The organism is Oscillibacter valericigenes (assembly GCF_016902445.1).
GTDB classification, from domain to species: Bacteria; Bacillota; Clostridia; order Oscillospirales; family Oscillospiraceae; genus Oscillibacter; species Oscillibacter avistercoris.
Genome location: NZ_JACSNX010000028.1, coordinates 1 through 16,555 on the forward strand (window position 1 = coordinate 1; position 16,555 = coordinate 16,555).

The 16,555-nt window shown below is 63.8% G+C and carries 15 protein-coding genes; 9 read left to right on the forward strand and 6 right to left on the reverse strand.

Annotation, left to right across the window (positions count from 1 at the left end; genetic code table 11):
- Positions 1 to 177: 177 nt before the first annotated feature.
- Genes alr through H9X91_RS12690 form a run of 3 tightly spaced genes read right to left on the reverse strand, consistent with a single transcriptional unit; the run spans position 178 to position 3,569 of the window.
- The gene (alr, locus tag H9X91_RS12680; RefSeq protein WP_204805535.1) at positions 178 to 1,344 is read right to left on the reverse strand and encodes an alanine racemase; all 1,167 of its coding nucleotides are present in this window, start codon (positions 1,342 to 1,344) and stop codon (positions 178 to 180) included.
- A gap of 59 nt (positions 1,345 to 1,403) precedes the next feature.
- Positions 1,404 to 2,009, reverse strand: coding sequence for a hypothetical protein (locus H9X91_RS12685; protein WP_204805537.1), 606 nt, complete (start codon positions 2,007 to 2,009; stop codon positions 1,404 to 1,406).
- Positions 2,010 to 2,027: 18 nt separating this feature from the next.
- Entirely contained in the window at positions 2,028 to 3,569 is a 1,542-nt protein-coding gene (locus H9X91_RS12690) for an NAD(P)H-hydrate dehydratase (RefSeq protein WP_204805539.1), read from the reverse strand.
- Positions 3,570 to 3,715: 146 nt separating this feature from the next.
- Here H9X91_RS12690 and H9X91_RS12695 point away from each other — a divergent pair, with 146 nt between their 5' ends.
- The 6 genes from H9X91_RS12695 (at position 3,716) to H9X91_RS12720 (ending at position 11,445) form a co-directional block, all read left to right on the forward strand.
- Positions 3,716 to 5,239, forward strand: a complete 1,524-nt coding sequence (locus H9X91_RS12695; protein WP_204805541.1) for a hypothetical protein — start codon at positions 3,716 to 3,718, stop codon at positions 5,237 to 5,239.
- Positions 5,240 to 5,693: 454 nt separating this feature from the next.
- Positions 5,694 to 6,719, forward strand: a complete 1,026-nt coding sequence (gene pheS / locus H9X91_RS12700; protein WP_204805543.1) for a phenylalanine--tRNA ligase subunit alpha — start codon at positions 5,694 to 5,696, stop codon at positions 6,717 to 6,719.
- Between the two features lie 149 nt (positions 6,720 to 6,868).
- On the forward strand, positions 6,869 to 9,589 hold the full coding sequence (gene pheT / locus H9X91_RS12705; protein WP_204805544.1) for a phenylalanine--tRNA ligase subunit beta: 2,721 nt from the start codon (positions 6,869 to 6,871) through the stop codon (positions 9,587 to 9,589).
- Between the two features lie 168 nt (positions 9,590 to 9,757).
- Positions 9,758 to 10,003, forward strand: coding sequence for an IreB family regulatory phosphoprotein (locus tag H9X91_RS12710; protein ID WP_204805546.1), 246 nt, complete (start codon positions 9,758 to 9,760; stop codon positions 10,001 to 10,003).
- Positions 10,004 to 10,201: 198 nt separating this feature from the next.
- The gene (locus H9X91_RS12715) at positions 10,202 to 10,507 is read left to right on the forward strand and encodes a hypothetical protein (RefSeq protein WP_204805549.1); all 306 of its coding nucleotides are present in this window, start codon (positions 10,202 to 10,204) and stop codon (positions 10,505 to 10,507) included.
- A gap of 50 nt (positions 10,508 to 10,557) precedes the next feature.
- Positions 10,558 to 11,445 (forward strand): C40 family peptidase, encoded by an 888-nt coding sequence (locus H9X91_RS12720; protein WP_204805551.1) that lies wholly within the window; start codon positions 10,558 to 10,560, stop codon positions 11,443 to 11,445.
- Between the two features lie 57 nt (positions 11,446 to 11,502).
- On the opposite strand, the gene H9X91_RS12725 is transcribed toward H9X91_RS12720, so the two are convergent.
- Together H9X91_RS12725 and H9X91_RS12730 are read right to left on the reverse strand one after the other, a co-directional pair.
- Positions 11,503 to 12,150, reverse strand: a complete 648-nt coding sequence (locus H9X91_RS12725; protein WP_204805552.1) for a CatB-related O-acetyltransferase — start codon at positions 12,148 to 12,150, stop codon at positions 11,503 to 11,505.
- 85 nt (positions 12,151 to 12,235) lie between these two features.
- Complete coding sequence (locus tag H9X91_RS12730; protein ID WP_204805554.1) at positions 12,236 to 12,886, reverse strand: CatA-like O-acetyltransferase; 651 nt, start codon at positions 12,884 to 12,886, stop codon at positions 12,236 to 12,238.
- 159 nt (positions 12,887 to 13,045) lie between these two features.
- Between H9X91_RS12730 and H9X91_RS12735 the strand changes: the two genes are divergently transcribed.
- From H9X91_RS12735 to H9X91_RS12745, 3 genes are read left to right on the forward strand one after another with little or no spacing between them, the layout of a single operon-like run.
- Positions 13,046 to 13,300 carry an AbrB/MazE/SpoVT family DNA-binding domain-containing protein gene (locus H9X91_RS12735; RefSeq protein WP_243414555.1) on the forward strand — a complete coding sequence of 85 codons (255 nt, stop codon included), beginning with the start codon at positions 13,046 to 13,048 and terminating at the stop codon, positions 13,298 to 13,300.
- The gene (locus H9X91_RS12740) at positions 13,278 to 14,570 is read left to right on the forward strand and encodes a methionine gamma-lyase family protein (protein WP_204805558.1); all 1,293 of its coding nucleotides are present in this window, start codon (positions 13,278 to 13,280) and stop codon (positions 14,568 to 14,570) included. The genes H9X91_RS12735 and H9X91_RS12740 overlap by 23 nt, the downstream gene beginning before the upstream one ends.
- Before the next feature lie 39 nt (positions 14,571 to 14,609).
- On the forward strand, positions 14,610 to 15,536 hold the full coding sequence (locus tag H9X91_RS12745; protein WP_204805561.1) for an EamA family transporter: 927 nt from the start codon (positions 14,610 to 14,612) through the stop codon (positions 15,534 to 15,536).
- Positions 15,537 to 15,587: 51 nt separating this feature from the next.
- On the opposite strand, the gene H9X91_RS12750 is transcribed toward H9X91_RS12745, so the two are convergent.
- A complete protein-coding gene (locus tag H9X91_RS12750) occupies positions 15,588 to 16,436 on the reverse strand; it encodes a DUF368 domain-containing protein (protein ID WP_204805564.1) in 849 nt (282 codons plus the stop codon).
- Positions 16,437 to 16,555: the final 119 nt, after the last annotated feature.

Consider the following 16,555-nt stretch of genomic DNA (forward strand, 5'->3'; position numbering starts at 1 on the left):
CAGATAGACCCGCGGCACCCGGCGGCTCACCGCGCAGGTCAGGCCCCACCGCGCACAGCGCGGCGGGGACCCCGCATCTCATCTTGGTCGGCCAGGCAAAGCCCGGCCTTCCCAAGGTTTTGCCGTCTGCGGCAAAACGCTTGGACGCCGCATCCGCGGCGGCTCGCTGCCCTGCGCTCACAGCAGGTGCAAACTCCGCTCCACGATCTTGCCGTCTTCCAGATATACCCGCGGCACCCGGCGGCTCACCGCGCAGGTCAGCTCGTAGGGGATGGTGTCCAGCAGAGCGGCCAGGTCGTCCACCTTCTGGCGGCTGCCAAAGATCTCCACGGTGTCCCCCACCTTCACGTCCGGCAGATCCGTCAGGTCCACCATGCACATGTCCATGCAGATCCGGCCCCGCTGGGGGGCGGGCCCCTGGTCCGTCACCACGGACATCCGGTTGGACAGGCCCCGGAAGAACCCGTCCGCATAGCCGATGGGCAGCACGCCGATCCGGGTCCTGGCCGTGGTGCGGAACGTCCGGCCGTAGCTGATGTCCGTGTCCGGGTCGAAGGTCTTGATGGTGGAGATGCTGGACTTCAGGCGCATGACCGGCCGCAGGTCCAGCCGCTTGGCATCGGCCCCCACGCCGTACAGGGCGATGCCGGGCCGCACCATGTCCAGATACATCTCCGGATACCGGGCCAGGGCGCCGCTGTTGGCGCAGTGGCGGATGGCAAAGGTCCGGCCCCGCTCCGCCAGGGCGTCCAGCACCCGGGTGAAGACGGCGAACTGCTCTCTCGTATAGGCCTCGCTGTCATCGTCGTCCTCGTCGGAGACGGCGAAGTGGGTGAAGATGCCCTCCGCCTCCAGCCCCGGCAGGGCACAGGCGGCGGCAATGGAATCCACGCCGGTGTCAAAGTGCCCGCCCCGCACCAAGAAGCCCAGCCGGGACATGCCGGTGTCCACCTTGATGTGGACCTTCAGCGTGCCGCCGCACGCCGCTGCCACCGCGCTGTACTCCCGGGCCTTGGCCAGGGCGGACACCGCCTGGGTGATGCGGTATTCGATCAGCTGGGGCACCATGGCCGGCGGCGTGTGCCCCAAAATCAGGATGGGGGCCTGGATGCCGCCGTGGCGGAGCTCCTTCGCCTCGTCCAGGCTGGACACCGCCAGATAGTCCGCCCCCAGCTGCTCCAGCTTCCGGGCGATCTGGATGGCCCCGTGGCCGTAAGCATCCGCCTTCACCACGCCCAGATATTTCACATGCGGTCCGATGCGCCTGCGGGCCTGCTGATAGTTGTGGGCCAGGGCGTCCAGATCGATCTCCGCCCAGGTCCGTCTCAGAACCGGTTCCTCCATATGTCAGGTCACCTTCTCAGTCATTTGCAGAAAGGGCGGGAGGATGACCTCCCGCCGGTTCATTCCTGATTGTCTATTGTATCATAAAAGGAAAAGCTCGTAAAGTCCGCCGTCAAAATGATTTCCCCGTCCACGGCGATCTCTCCCCGGAGGGGGACGCTGTCCTCCTGCCGCAGCCACAGGGTGGAGAGGATCTTGCCGTCCTGCGCTCCGGTCTGGTCCACCGTCAGGCGGACGCAGGGGGTCTCCCCCCAATCCTCCTGATTTTCCTCCAGCAGCCAGCCGTCCCGCAGGGCGCTCATCAGCTGGGGCAGGCAGGCCATGGGGCTGATGTCCTGGCTGCTGAGGGTCCCGGCGTTGAGGCACTGGTCCTCGTACACCAGCTCCACCTCCCCGTCGGAGAGCACCGCCTTCACTCCTGCGATGGTCTCCGGAGAGAGAACCTCCACGGTGGTCTCCCCCTCCGGCACATAGTCGCACCGGAGGGTGGCCTCCCAGACCGCGCCGTCCTGGGTGCAGGAGACCTCCGCCTCCATGACGCAGCCCGCCATGTTCCGGTAGGGCATCCGGGCCTCTGCCGCACCCTCCGTCTCGCCGCCTGTGCCGCCGCAGGCCGCCAGCAGCAGGCACAGGGTCATCATTGGTACGCAAGCCCATCTGCGCACCGCAAAAACCTCCGTCTTTTATTGGACCTCTCCAATGGCCGCCGGCAGCGCCGACACCACGTCCTCCGGCGTCATGCCGTAGGCGGTCAGCCGCTCCGCCGCCAGATCTCCCGCCCGGCCGTGGAGCCACACGCCGCCAGCCGCCGCCTGGACCGGCGACGCCCCCTGGGCCAGCAGGGAGGCGATGACGCCCGTCAGCACGTCGCCGCTGCCGCCCTTGGCCAGGCCGGAATTGCCGGTGGTGTTCACCAGCGCGTTGCCGGAGGGCACGGCGGTGATGGTCCGGTGGCCCTTCAGCACCAGGACGCAGCCGTGGGCCTCTGTAAAGGCCCGGGCGGCCCCCAGCCGGTCGCCAGCTGAGAGGTCTCCTCCGATGCGGGCGAACTCCCCGTCGTGGGGCGTCAGCACTGTCACCCGGTCCTGCCGGGCGTCCAGTACATCCATATGCCCGGCCAGCGCATTTATGCCGTCGGCGTCCAGCACCACCGGCTGTCGGATCTCCCGCAGCAGCTCCAGCACCAGCTCCGTGACGCCGTCGCCCCGGCCCAGGCCGGGGCCCAGGGCCACCGCGTCACAGCCGGCGGCCCGCTTCAGGATCTCCTCCTTTGCCTTGGGGGACAGCTTCCCGTGCTTGTCCGGCAGGGGGAAGGGCATGGCAGAGACGCACTTGGCCGCCTCCACCGGCCAGATGGCCTCCGGCACGCCCAGGAACACCAGCCCGCATCCGGACCGCGCCGCCGCCGCGGCGGTGAGCCAGGGCGCGCCGGTGTAGCCCACGGCGCCGCCGACGATCAGCACCTTGCCGAAGGTACCCTTGTGGCCGTCGATCTTCCGGGGCGGCAGGGCGGTGCGGACAAAGTCCCGCTCCACCGTCTGGGCCCGGCAGGCGAGCCCCCGGACCAGATCCGCCGGGATGCCGATGTCCCGGACCTCCACGTCCCCGGAGAGGACGGCGCCCTCCCCCACCGCCTGGCCGATCTTGGGCAGGGTGAAGGTGACCGTGCGGTCCGCCCGGACGGCCCGCCCCAGCACATCGCCGGTATCCGCCGCCACGCCGCTGGCGATGTCCGCCGCCACCACGGCGGCCCGGCTCTCGTTCATCCAGTCCACCGCCGCGGCAAAGGGTGAGCCTGCCGCGATGGGCCGGGAGAGGCCCACGCCAAAGACGGCGTCGATCACCACATCGCACCCCAGCACCCAGGCCCGCTGGCTTGCGTCCGCTGGGTCGAACCGCTCCAGCTCCACGCCGCACTCGCTGAGGCGGCGGGTCTCCTCCAGGGCGTCCGGGGTCAGCTTCTCGTAGTCCCCCACCAGGAACGCCCGGATCTTCAGGCCCTTCAAAAACAGCAGCCGGGCGGCGGCGATGCCGTCGCCGCCGTTGTTGCCCGCGCCGCAGAGGGCCGCGCCCCGGCACCTGCCCGGCCGCTGGGGCAGCAGGTCCAGCGCCGCCCGGGCCACGCCCTCCGCCGCCCGCTCCATCAGATCGATGGAGGGGATGCCCCGCTCCTCGATGGCCTGCCGGTCCAGTTCCTTCATCTGTGATGCCGTCGCCAGTTTCATGGCCGTGCCCTCCTGTGTTCCCAATGGTTTTTCTGGTGCTTATTATAGGAATTTCTGCGCTGGATTGCAATCATTTGTAACCGGTCTGTCATGGAATTCCCGGGGAAATGTGATATGATGCAGATACAGAACAGGAGGTGCACTGCATGAGACGTATGCTGTTGTCTGTTTTTCTCGCCGCCGCGCTGCTGACCGGCTGCGGCGGGCGGGAAACTCCGGTCTCACCCGATGAGGCCCCGGAGGCCGCTCTGACGGAACAGGACGTTATCAATATGTATACCGCCGCGTCGGCGGTATACGACTGGTTTGATCTGACCACCCTGCCCCTGGACATGGAGGACGCCCGCACGGAGGGAGGCCTGACTTACTACCGGGTGGCCGCGGAAGATCTCTCCCTGCCCGTTTCCGCCGTGCCGGAGCCCACAGACAGCACGCTTTCCTGGACGCCGGAGCCGGTCACCATCGCCTCCCTGGCGGACCTGCGGGAGACGGCGGAGACCTACTTCTCCCCGGAGATGGCGGACAGCCTCTTTGCCCTGTCCCCGGACCACTACAAGGACTTCGACGGCGTCCTCTACGCCGCCGACGGCGGACGGGGTAGCAACGTCTACCTGCTGGACAAGGCCGCGGCGGCGGAACAGGCGGACGAGGATCACTGGACGGTGACGGTCACCTTCTACGCCGACAGCTGGGCCTTTGAGAAACCCAGTACCACCATCGGCTATTCCCAGGCGGTGCTGGATCTGGAACACACGGCGGACGGCTGGAAATTCACCTCCTTTGCCCCCTCCGACGGGCTGGACCTGGAGGCGGAGACGGTGTTCCAGTTCACCTATGATATGGATACCTTCATGCGTGATGACGCCGGTAACCTCGACACCTGGTCCGATCTGAAACTGGCCTGCTGGCTGCTCCACGCCGACGGGGCCTATTCCGAGGGCCCCTCCGACACGCTGACCCGTCGGTTTCTGGAGGACCCGGATACCTGGTTCGATGCGTTGTCCGTCTTTCCGGACAGCCCCTGGGAGCACGCCGACACCGTGATGGCCGCCCCGGTGAACGACACCTACGCCTGGTATGGTGAGGAGGAACAAGCCCGGCTGACGGAGATCCTGGACACCTACCAGCCGGAGAACGAGGCCCAGCGGGCCCTGCTGGACGCCCTGAAGGAGGCCCGGCCCCAGGCCGTCGAGCGGGCAACGGAAAACGCCACCGCCTCCTTCTGCCTGGTGACGGAGGGGCAGTTCCTCTCCCTGGGGCGCAAAGAGGGCGGATACCCCTGGGACTATGAGGGTCTCCCGGAGACGCCCCAGTCCGCCGGGACGGGGGACAACGGGGAATCGCTCTTCACGTTTTCCTTTGGCGGCGTGGATGTGGCGTATCTGGATGCGGATGGAACCGACAATATCTACCGCATGACCACCACGGTGCCGGGGCCGCGAACCCTGGGAGGCATCCAGGTGGGGGACTCGGAGGACGATGTAAAAGCCGTCTACACCGGTGCGGTGCAGATGGAGGCGGTGGGCGAGGACCAGTTCGGCGCCGACTACGCCCTGATCCACGAGCCCGGCGGCCTGTCCTACTGCAAGCACATCTCCTTTTTCATCACGGACGGCGTGGTGTCCGCCATCCAGGTGGAGGACCTGGTGGACGGCCGGCTCCTGAGCTGAAAATTTCCACCCCGATCCGCTGAATTTCGGCGAATCGGGGCTTGCATTTGTCCCGTTTCTGTGCTATAAGTGTTAATTGTTATCAGCGATGAACGGGAAAATAACCGCGATACGCCGCCAAGAGAGGTCTGGCCACCGGCTGCAAGCCAGACTGCGGACGCCCGGTTTGGTTCGCCCGGGAGCCGCCGTGGAGACACGGCCGGTCCGCCCTCCGTTACCGGGGCGTCAAGCGCGTACTCTGTGAGTATGAATTTGGGTGGTACCGCGGAAGGTTTGCCTTTCGTCCCAAGAGATTGGGACGGAGGGCATTTTATTTTAATTAGGAATGAGGAGTTAGGAATTATGAATTATGATGTCCGGCTTTGCCGGACGATCAAAATCGGCCGCCGCAGGCGGTTCATCAATTCCTCATTCCTAATTTCTAATTCCTAATTCAACAAAAGGAGTTTGACGTATGAAGGAACAACTGGAAGCCATTCGCGCCGGTGCGCTGGCGGCCATCGGCGCCGCCGGGAATACCGGGGAACTGGAGGCCCTCCGGGTCCAGTACCTGGGCAAAAAGGGCGAACTGACCGCCCTGCTGAAACAGATGGGCAAGCTCTCCGCTGAGGAGCGGCCCGTCATGGGCCAGCTGGCCAACGCCGTCCGGGCAGAGGTGGAGGCCGCCGTCGAGGCCCAGTCCGCCGTGCTGGCGGAGAAGGCCCTGGAGCAGCGGCTGGAGGCCGAGGCCCTGGACATCACCGTCCCCGGCCGGACCCACAAGCTGGGCCGCCGCCACCCCATGTACACCGCCCTGGACGAGATCAAGGAGATCTTCATCTCCATGGGCTTCACCGTGCTGGACGGGCCGGAGGTGGAGCTGGCCTCCTATAACTTCGACAAGCTGAACGCCGGCGAAGGCCACCCCTCCCGGGACTGGAGCGACACCTTCTACTTTGACGAGGACAGCCGGGTGATGCTCCGCTCCCAGACCAGCCCCATGCAGGTCCGGGCCATGGAGACCATGGAGCTGCCCATCCGCATCATCGCCCCCGGCCGGGTGTACCGAAAGGACGAGGTGGACGCCACCCACTCCCCCATGTTCCATCAGGTGGAGGGCATGGTCATCGACAAGGGCGTCACCATGGCGGACTTGAAGGGCACGCTGAACACCGTGGTGGAGATGCTGTACGGCAAGGGCACCAAGACCCGGTTCCGGCCCCACCACTTCCCCTTCACCGAGCCCTCCTGCGAGATGGACGTCCAGTGCCACAAGTGCGGCGGCGTGGGCTGCCCCACCTGCAAGGGCGAGGGCTGGATCGAGCTGCTGGGCGCCGGCATGATCCACCCCAAGGTGCTGCAGATGTCCGGCATCGACCCGGAGGTATACTCCGGCTGGGCCTTCGGCATCGGCCTGGAGCGCACTGCCATGAGAAGATTCAAGATCGCCGACTTGCGGCTCATTTTCGAGAACGACGTGCGGTTTCTGGAACAATTCTGAGGGTTCCATAATTAGGAATTAGAAATTAGGAATGAGGAATTGATGTGCCGCCTGCGGCGGCGGGTTCCAATCGTCCGGCAGCGCCGGACACCATAATTCCTAATTCCTAACTCCTCATTCCTAATTCGATAGAAGGAGTTATAAAAGATATGTTACTAAGTAGAAAGTGGCTGGACGAGTTCGTGCACGTCGATGCCAATGATAAAGAGTTCGCGGAGGCCATGACCCTCTCCGGGTCCAAGGTGGAGACCACCGAGGACCGGGGGGCCGAGATCTCCAACATCGTGGTGGGCACCATCCTCTCCATGGAGCGCCACCCGGATTCCGACCACATGTGGGTCTGCCAGGTGGACGCAGGCAAGGAGGAGCCTGTGCAGATCGTCACCGGCGCCTGGAACATCCACCCCGGTGACATGGTGCCCGTGGCCCTGGACCATTCCACCCTCCCCGGCGGCAAGAAGATCGAGAAGGGCAAGCTGCGGGGCGTGGTGTCCAACGGCATGATGTGCGGCCTCTCCGAGCTGGGCCTGGACGAGCGGGACTTCCCCTACGCCGCCATCGTCCCCGCCGCCATTTTGAACGACTACCACCCCCTGGACAAGAACAAGCCCTCCATCCCCGCGGACATCCAGCCCGGGGACAAGGTGTTCGGGCCCGTGGTGTGCGCCAAGGTCACCGCTGTGGAGGTGACCGGCGTCAATCAGTTCTCCTGCACGCTGGACACCGGCAGCGAAACCGTGTCCCTGGTCACCGCCTGCCCCAACCTCCACGAGGGGGACCTGGCGGCCTACAACACACAGACCCATACCATCTGCACCCTGGCCGACCTCCACGCTGAGCAGAAGGAGTTCCCCCACTGCATCCCCGACGGCATCTTCGTCCTCCACGAGGAGGGCATCCAGAACGGCGACGACATCAAGCCCGTCATCGGCGCCGACGACCATGTGGTGGAATTCGAGATCACTCCCAACCGGCCGGACTGCCTCAGCGTCATCGGCCTGGCCAGGGAGGTGGCCGCCACCTATCAGCAGCCCCTGACCCTCCATGAGCCGGAGGTGAAGGGCGGCGCCGACGGCGTGCTGACGGACCTGCTGGACATCGAGACTCCCGCCGCCGACCTGGTGCCCCGGTACACTGCCCGGATGGTGCGGAACGTAAAGATCGGCCCCTCCCCCAAGTGGATGCGGGAGCGGCTGCGGAGCATGGGCGTCCGCCCCATCAACAACATCGTGGACATCACCAACTATGTGATGCTGGAGTACGGCCAGCCCATGCACGCCTTCGACTACCGCTATGTGAAGGGCGGCCACATCATCGTCCGTCGGGCCGAGGAGGGCGAGGAGCTCACCACCCTGGACGGCAACGTCCGCAAGCTCACCGCCAATCACCTGGTCATCGCCGACGAGCACCGGGCCGTGGGCTTGGCGGGCATCATGGGCGGACTGAACAGCGAGATCGTGGCGGACACCACTGACGTGGTGTTCGAGTCCGCCTGCTTCGACGGCACCTGCATCCGCAAGGGCGCCCTGTCCCTGGGGATGCGGACGGAGGCCAGCGCCAAGTTTGAAAAGGGCCTGGATCCCCTGAATACCCTCCCCGCCGTTGACCGGGCCTGTGAGCTGGTGGAGCAGCTGGGCGCCGGCGAGGTGATGGACGGCGTCATCGACATCCTGAACCATGTGCCCCAGCCCCGCACCATCCGCATGGATCCGGAGCGGGTCAACGCTTTGCTTGGCACCGACATCCCCGCCGCGGACCAGTACCGGTATCTGGCCCGGGTGGACATCCGCACCCAGGACGGCTCCATTCCCGACGGCCCCGCCGACGTGGTCATCCCCTCCTGGCGGGGGGACGTGGAGGGCGTCGCCGACCTGGCGGAGGAGGTGGCCCGGTTCTACGGCTACAACAACATCCCCACCACCCTGATGCGGGGCCAGACCACCCTGGGCGGCTACGGCGCCGAGGAGATCCTGGAGCGCCGGGTGTCCAGCGTGTGCCGGGCCTTCGGGTACGATGAGATCATCACCTACTCCTTCATCTCCCCCACCCAGTACGACAAGATCCGCTGGCCTCAGGACTATCAGCGGCGGAACTCCCTCAAGATCCTGAACCCCCTGGGGGAGGACACCTCCATCATGCGGACCACCACCCTGCCCTCCATGCTGGAGATCCTGACCCGGAACTACAACTACCGCAACCAGGATGTGAGGCTCTATGAGGTGGGCCGGACGTACCTGCCCGGCGGCGAGGACGGCCTGGCCATCGAGTCCAAGACCCTGACCCTGGGCGCCTACGGCGGCGACATGGACTTCTACGCCATGAAGGGCCTCATCGAGGCCATCCTCAAGGAGCTGCGGGTGCAGGACGTCACCTTCCGCACCGGCAGCGGCTTCCCGGAGGCGGTCTCCTACCACCCCGGCCGGTTCGCCGAGGTGTGGAGCGGCAGCGACTGCCTGGGATACTTCGGCCAGATCCATCCCCTGGTAGCCCAGAACTACGGTGTAGACGCCGCGTTCTACTGCGCGGAGCTGTCCATGGACGAGCTGGAGAATGTCAAGGGTGCTGACCCCGAGTATGTGCCTCTGCCCAAGTTCCCCGCCGTCACCCGGGACATCGCCGTGGTATGCGGCAAGGCCGTCACCGTGGGGGCCCTGGAGGACTGCATCCGCCGGGGCGCCAAGGGCCTGCTGAAAGATGTGACGCTGTTCGATATCTACACCGGCGCCGGCATCCCGGAGGGCAAGAAGAGCGTGGCCTTCAACCTGACGCTCCGCTCCGACGACCGCAGCCTGACCGCCGAAGAGGCAGACGCGGATGTAAAGAGCATTCTGGAGCTGCTGCAGAGCGAGCTGAACGCCGTTCTGCGGTAACTTCTCCCTCCCCTGGAACAAGCCGCCTCAGGACAGGCCCTCCGGCCTGTCCTGAGGCATGTTTTTTTGATAAAATCCTTGTGAAAACGCTTTACACTTTCCAGAAAGAAGAGTATAATACTTTTGTATTACGTGAGGCTGGGTCCCTCTGGAAAAGGCGGTGTCTGCATGGACGACTTTACCCGAAAATTCAATCTGGCTACGGAAAAGGACGCGGAGATCCATCAGATCCTTCTGACCGTCTATCAGGCATTGGAGGAAAAGGGCTATAACCCCATCAACCAGATCGTGGGCTATATCCTCTCCGAGGATCCCACCTACATCACCAATCACAACAACGCCCGGACCCTGATCCGCAAGATCGACCGGGATGAGCTGCTGCAGGTGCTGGTCCGCAAATATCTGGGCCAATAAACAGTGTTTTGAGTGATCTTTCCCGCGGGGGAAGGCGCCGCATTCACATGCGGTGTCCCCCCTGCGGGATCTTTTTTGTCCGTTTTCAGCGGGCAGTTCTCTTTCCAGGAATTTCCCTGTAATTTGTTGTGGCCAAACATTGACAAACTGGATAAAATCTGTTACAATTCGGTTACAACTTTTCGAAGGAGTGTTTCCATGGCAGAAAGCAAGCCCAAGAAGGCAGAAGGTTTGATCTATAAGGGCCATCCTCTCCGCCGGGTGGACAATCTGATCTACTACGGCACGATGGCTGATAAATATATCATCATGATGCAGGTGCTCAGCACCAAAAAAGAGCAGGATCTGGACGTGGCCACCAAGGTCTCCATCCAGCTGCAGCTGACCGAGCCGGACCTGAAATCCCGGGACCGGGTCATCAAAAAGAGCGAAAAGGACAGCCTTTACGCCGCGATGGACATCGCCTCCGTCTGGCTGGACCGGGCTCTGGCAGGAAAATTATAACAGGATCTTCTCCCCGCACTACAAAAGACTGACGAAAGGGCTGTTCACGTATGTCTTATTTGGCAGGCAAAGCAGGCAAGGTCCTGTTTTTCTCCGTCCTTACCGCCATGCTGCTGGCCGTCACCGCATTTGCTTCTGATGTTGCCATCGGCGCAGGCTGCACCACCGGTTCTTCCCTGCGGCTCCGGTCGGAGCCCTCTACCGCCTCCTCCGTGGTCACCATGCTGGACAAGAGCGTGGCGGTCGCCATTCTGGATGACTCCACGGACGGCTGGTACAAGATCAGCTACAACGGCAACACCGGTTATGTGTCCGCCGATTATCTGAATGTGGATCAGGACAACCTCTTCACTACATACGGCCGTATCAATTCCGAAGGCGTGAACGTCCGTTCCGGCGCATCCACCGACAGTTCCGTGCTGGCTACCATCGAGGCGGACGCCATCGTCACCGTCAACGGTCTGGTGGACGGCTGGTACGATGTCACCTGCGAGTACGGCACTGAGGGTTATATCCGCAGCGACTATGTGGATCTGACGGAGTCTTCCTCCTCCAACGGCGACATCGTGGACACTGCGATGCAGCATCTGGGCACCCGCTATGTATACGGCGGGGCCTCTCCCAGCGGCTTTGACTGCTCCGGCTTCACCATGTATATCTACGGCCAGTACGGCTACTCCCTGCCCCACACCGCCACCGGCCAGTGGCAGAGCGGCCTGGGCACCCGGGTGTACTCCATTTCCGAGCTGCAGCCCGGCGATCTGGTGTTCTTCAATGATCCCAGCCGCAACGCCGGCAAGGCCTGCTCCCATGTGGGAATTTATGTGGGGAACGGCAATCACATCCACTCTTCCTCTTCCCGCAGCGGCGGCGTCATCATCAGTGACCTGACCAGCGGATACTACAACACCTATTTTGTGGGCGGCATCCACGTGTGATCCCCTGTAACGTCAGACCGGGCGGTACGCATTGCGTACCGCCCGGCTTTTTATCTGTCAGATGTCTTCTGCGGCCCGCTCCAGTGCGGCAAGCTCCCCTCTGCGGAGCAGGGGCAGCAGCTGCCGGAGCTTCTCCCGGGGCCAGTCCCACCACCGGAGCTGCTCCAGCCGCCGGATGGTGTCCGGGTCGAACCGCTTCCGGATGGGCTTTGCCGGCACGCCGCCCACGATGGTGTAGGGCTCCACGTCCTTTGTCACCACCGCCCGGGCGGCGACGATGGCGCCGTTCCCGATCCGCACGCCGGGGAGGATGGCGGCCTCGTAGCCGATCCAGACGTCATTCCCGATGACGATGTCCCCCCGGTTATCCCAGGCCTCCGTGATCTCCGAGACGGGTGTGTCCCACGCCTCGTAGAAGATGGGAAAAGGATAGGTGGACAGGGACTGCAGCGTATGGTTGGCGCTGGTGAACAGGAACTTGGCGCCGCAGGCGATGGAGCAGAATTTTCCGATCACCAGCCGGTCGCCGTTGATGGGGTAGTGATAGAGCACGTTGTTGCGTTCAAACCCCGTGGGGTCCCGGACAAAGTCGTTGTAGATGGTGTGCTCTCCCACGGAAATATTGGGGTCTGTGACCACCGCCTTCAGGTAGACGGTCTCCCGGTCGCCTGAGCGGGGGTAGATGGTATTTGCCGGAATCTGCATGAGAAAGGCTCCTTTCCAGTTTTTGTTTCATGCGATCCCGGCCATCACAATGCAGCGCTTCACCTGCCGCTCTCTCCTCTCCTATTCAGTCCGTTGTTCTTTCCCTGCTGCAGAGGGCGGCCAGCTCCCGGTCCAGGTTCTCATAGAATCGGGCGATGTGGATGCCGTCCACCAGGGCGTGGTTGGCCAGCAGCGTCATGGGCAGCAGGATCCGCCCCTCCTGCCGGTGCCAGCGGCCCCAGGTGATGCGGGGATTGCTGTCCGCCGGCGTGGGTGTGGGCTGGGTCAGGGCCGTGTAGGACAGCCACGGGACGCAGGAGACGAAGAACAGGCTCTCGCCGTCCTCCCCGTCCTCCAGAGAGGGTGCCTCCTTCACCCGGGCCTGCTCCGCCGCCGCATAGGGCAGGAAGTCCGCAAAGGGCCGGTCCGCCTCCAGCCGGCAGTAGCAGTAGGTCCCGTCCGGCAGGGCCACCGTGTGGGAGGAGGGACAGCGGTCATACTCCACCACCTGGTCCCCCCGGATGCGCCGCCGCAGCTCCGGCACGCCGTTGGCCGCCCGGGCGGCAGCGTACAGCACCGCCAGGAAGAAACTGGTCCCGGTCTCCCGGCACCAGTCCGCCGGCTCCGTCACATCCACCTGCACCGTCACCCCCACATAGGGATTGGCCAGGGTCTGAAAATAGGCAAACTGGTCCCGCCTGGGCTCCCGGGACATGTCTACGATCCGCCAGTTCATCCGTGTGCCTCCTCTGGTTGGTTTCCAGCCGTATGATAGCACATCCGGAAGCATTTTGCACGTTTTTTCGATTTTTGGAAAACAATGCTTGCCAAGTTCTTCCGGTTGTGCTATGATTCACACTTGTGTGAAAAATATGATTTCAAAGGGGGCATATCCATGCCTGGAGGCAAGCACATGCTGGGCATGTCCAAAAACCGGGTCTTCGGCACCGCCAAGGTGGGCGACCGGGGACAGATCGTCATCCCCCAGGAGGCCCGCCGCTTTTTCGGCATCTCTCCTGGAGACACCCTGCTGATCCTGGGCAATGAGGTCAGCGGCCTGGTGGTGACGAAGCCCCAGGTCCTCAGCGACCTGGCGGACGAAATTTTGGGAGCAACGGAGGAAGACCATGGAAATCGAGACCATGTATGAACAGCTGGGCGTCAGCCGGGCTGTGTATGAATACGGCGAGGCGGTGCTCCGGGACCTGCGGCCCCGGTTCGACGCCATCGACCAGACGGCGGAGTACAATCAGGGCAAGGTGCTCCACGCCATGCAGAAAAACCGGGTGAACGCCACCCACTTTGCCGCCACCACCGGCTACGGCTACAACGACGACGGCCGGGACAACCTGGAGCGGGTATACGCCGACGTGTTCCACACGGAGGCGGCCCTGGTGCGGCCCCAGATCACCTGCGGCACCCACGCCCTGACGGTGGCCCTCTCGGCCAACCTGCTGCCGGGGGACGAGCTGCTGTCCCCGGTGGGGGCCCCCTATGACACGCTGGAGGAGGTCATCGGCATTCGGCCCTCTCCCTGCTCCCTGGCGGAGTACGGCGTCACCTATGCCCAGGCGGACCTGAAACCGGATGGAACGTTCGACTACGACGCCATTCGAAGCAAGATCAATGACCGGACCAAGCTCATCACCATCCAGCGGTCCAAGGGCTATGCCACCCGGCCCTCCTTCTCGGTGGCGCAGATCGGGGAGCTGATCGCCTTCTGCAAGGGGATCAAGCCGGATGTGAAGGTCATGGTGGACAACTGCTACGGCGAGTTCGTGGAGACCGTGGAGCCCTCGGACCTGGGGGCCGACATGGTGGTGGGCAGCCTCATCAAGAACCCCGGCGGGGGCCTTGCCCCCATCGGCGGCTACATCTGTGGCACGAAGGAGTGTGTGGACCGGTGCGCCTACCGTCTCTCCGCCCCGGGCCTGGGCCAGGAGGTAGGCGCCAACCTGGGATTGATGCCCGCGTTGTACCAGGGACTGTTCCTGTCCCCCACGGTGGTGTCCGGGGCCCTGAAGGGCGCCGTTTTTGCCGCCAACATCTATGAGAAGCTGGGCTTCGCCTGCGTCCCCAACGCCACGGAGAGCCGTCACGACATCATCCAGGCGGTGACCCTGGGCAGCGCCGAGGCCATGGTGGCCTTCTGCAAGGGCATTCAGGCCGCCGCCCCGGTGGACAGCTACGTGACCCCGGAGCCCTGGGCCATGCCGGGCTATGACTCCGACGTCATCATGGCCGCCGGCGCCTTCGTCCAGGGCAGCTCCATCGAGCTCTCCGCCGACGGGCCCATCCGTCCCCCCTACGCCGTCTACTTCCAGGGCGGCCTCACCTGGTACCACGCCAAGCTGGGCATCCTCATGTCCCTGCAGAAGCTGGTGGAGGCGGGGCTGGTGACCCTGCCGGAAGGCAAATAATTCATTCAATACCATAATAGATTTAGGAGAAAACGCAACATGTGGTTTTGGCTCTCTCTCATCGCGCTGCTCTGCTGGAGCGGCTCTGACCTCTTTTCCAAGATCGGCTGCCGGGACGCCCGGGACAAGTACAGCCACCTGAAAATGGTGATGGCCGTGGGCGTTGTCATGGGGCTGCACGCGGCCTACGAGGTGTTCGTGGACGGCACGGTCATCAACCTGGACATCCTCCTGACGTACCTGCCGGTGTCCCTTCTGTACATCCTCTCCATGGCCATGGGCTATGTGGGCCTGCGGTACATCGAACTGTCCATCTCCTCCCCCATCTGCAACTCCTCCGGCGCCCTGGTGGCCGTGCTGGCCATCCTCTTTGACGGCATCGCCGGATACTCTCCCCTGGCCCTGTTCGCCGTGGCGCTGGTGTGTGTGGGCGCCGTGGGTCTGGGCGTGGTGGAGGTCCGGGAGGATGACGAGCTGCGCATCGAGCGGCAGAAGGCAAGCAACTACAAGTACACCAAGAGCTTCATGGCCCTGGCCATGCCCGCCGCTTACTGTGTGCTGGACGCCGCCGGCACCTTTGCCGACAGCCGGGTGCTGGAGATCATCAGCCGCACCGTGGAGGACTACGAGGCCAGCGCCAACGTGGCCTATGAGCTGACCTTCCTGCTGGCCGGCATCCTCTCCTTTGTGTACGTGGTGCTCATCAAAAAGGACCGGCTGGTGCCGAAAATGGAGGCGCCCAAGTACGTAGGCGCCGTCTGTGAGACCGCCGGACAGTTCGCCTACATCTACGCCATCGCGGACACGGAGCATCTGGCCATGTCCGCCCCTATCATCGCCTCCTACTGCGCGGCCTCCGTGCTGTGGAGCCGGATCTTCCTGAAGGAGAAGCTCTCCTGGAAGCACTACGCCATGATCGCGCTGATCGTGGCAGGCATCGCCATCATGGGCGTGTTCGATCTGTAACAAAACTCCCCCTCCGCGCTGTGCGCGAAGGGGGAGTTTTCTCTTTGCTTTTCAGCCGCCGTTTTCCTGAATCCGCTTGTCCAGCCGTGCCATGAAGTAGGCCAGCAGAAAACCGCCGATACAGCACACCGCCGACAGCACGATCTCCCACAGGGCCACATAGTCCGTCGGAACAATGACCAGCGTGGAGGCCAGCACGATGCCGAAAATACCGTGGAAGGCGATGGAGTAGTGCTTTCGGAAGAACCAGCTGACAAGCCGGGCCAGCAGCAGGATTGTCAGAACCATCCCCGGCAGGCAGGCGGAGAGCACCAGGAGGTCCAGCTCGGCCAGTCCCTCCAGCATGGGCTGGTACAGGCCCAGGGCCATCATCACCGAGGACGAGGTCAACCCCGGGATCACCAGGCTCATGCCCCACAGGGCGCCGCAGAAATTGTACCACCAGAAGTTGGGCTCCACGGTGACACAGATCACTTTTCCTACGTAAAACAGGCTGAAGAAGATGGCCCCGGCGCACACCGCCATGCTGATCCAGGAGCCGGCGCTTCGTCCCTCCTTCCCCGCCTCCCGAAAGAGAGAGGGGACCGTGCCCACGATCAGGCCGATGAACAGCCAGGTGGTGACGGTGCTGGAGACATCGATGGCCGCGGCGATGCCTTTGGCAAAGCCCAGAAAGCCCACCGCGCATCCCAGCCCGATGGGGATGAACCACCGCCAGTATTTGGGGATGGCCTCTCGGGGGTGGGTCAGCACCTCCATAAAGGGGCGGTAGATGTCGAACACCACCGCCAGTACCCCGCCGGACACCCCCGGCAGGATGGCGCCGGCACCGATCAGGATCCCGCACAGCAGGTCCCGCAGCCAGCGAATGCCAAAATTCTGATCCCGGTTCCGCTTCAACGCCGTTCCTCCATCATTTTATCGTCGTTGGTTTTCATGATAGCAGTTTTGCCCAGCGGTTGCAATCCGATACCGCCCCTTCTTTTGAAAAAATTCCCGGATCCGACAGCATCTGACCC

Excerpts from the sequence above, each read along its gene's own strand:
- alr (WP_204805535.1), bottom strand. The coding sequence starts at position 1,344 with ATGGAGGAACCGGTTCTGAGACGGACCTGGGCGGAGATCGATCTGGAC.
- H9X91_RS12690 (WP_204805539.1), bottom strand. The coding sequence starts at position 3,569 with ATGAAACTGGCGACGGCATCACAGATGAAGGAACTGGACCGGCAGGCC.
- H9X91_RS12695 (WP_204805541.1), top strand. The coding sequence starts at position 3,716 with ATGAGACGTATGCTGTTGTCTGTTTTTCTCGCCGCCGCGCTGCTGACC.
- pheS (WP_204805543.1), top strand. The coding sequence starts at position 5,694 with ATGAAGGAACAACTGGAAGCCATTCGCGCCGGTGCGCTGGCGGCCATC.
- pheT (WP_204805544.1), top strand. The coding sequence starts at position 6,869 with ATGTTACTAAGTAGAAAGTGGCTGGACGAGTTCGTGCACGTCGATGCC.
- H9X91_RS12710 (WP_204805546.1), top strand. The coding sequence starts at position 9,758 with ATGGACGACTTTACCCGAAAATTCAATCTGGCTACGGAAAAGGACGCG.
- H9X91_RS12715 (WP_204805549.1), top strand. The coding sequence starts at position 10,202 with ATGGCAGAAAGCAAGCCCAAGAAGGCAGAAGGTTTGATCTATAAGGGC.
- H9X91_RS12720 (WP_204805551.1), top strand. The coding sequence starts at position 10,558 with ATGTCTTATTTGGCAGGCAAAGCAGGCAAGGTCCTGTTTTTCTCCGTC.
- H9X91_RS12725 (WP_204805552.1), bottom strand. The coding sequence starts at position 12,150 with ATGCAGATTCCGGCAAATACCATCTACCCCCGCTCAGGCGACCGGGAG.
- H9X91_RS12730 (WP_204805554.1), bottom strand. The coding sequence starts at position 12,886 with ATGAACTGGCGGATCGTAGACATGTCCCGGGAGCCCAGGCGGGACCAG.
- H9X91_RS12735 (WP_243414555.1), top strand. The coding sequence starts at position 13,046 with ATGCCTGGAGGCAAGCACATGCTGGGCATGTCCAAAAACCGGGTCTTC.
- H9X91_RS12740 (WP_204805558.1), top strand. The coding sequence starts at position 13,278 with ATGGAAATCGAGACCATGTATGAACAGCTGGGCGTCAGCCGGGCTGTG.
- H9X91_RS12745 (WP_204805561.1), top strand. The coding sequence starts at position 14,610 with ATGTGGTTTTGGCTCTCTCTCATCGCGCTGCTCTGCTGGAGCGGCTCT.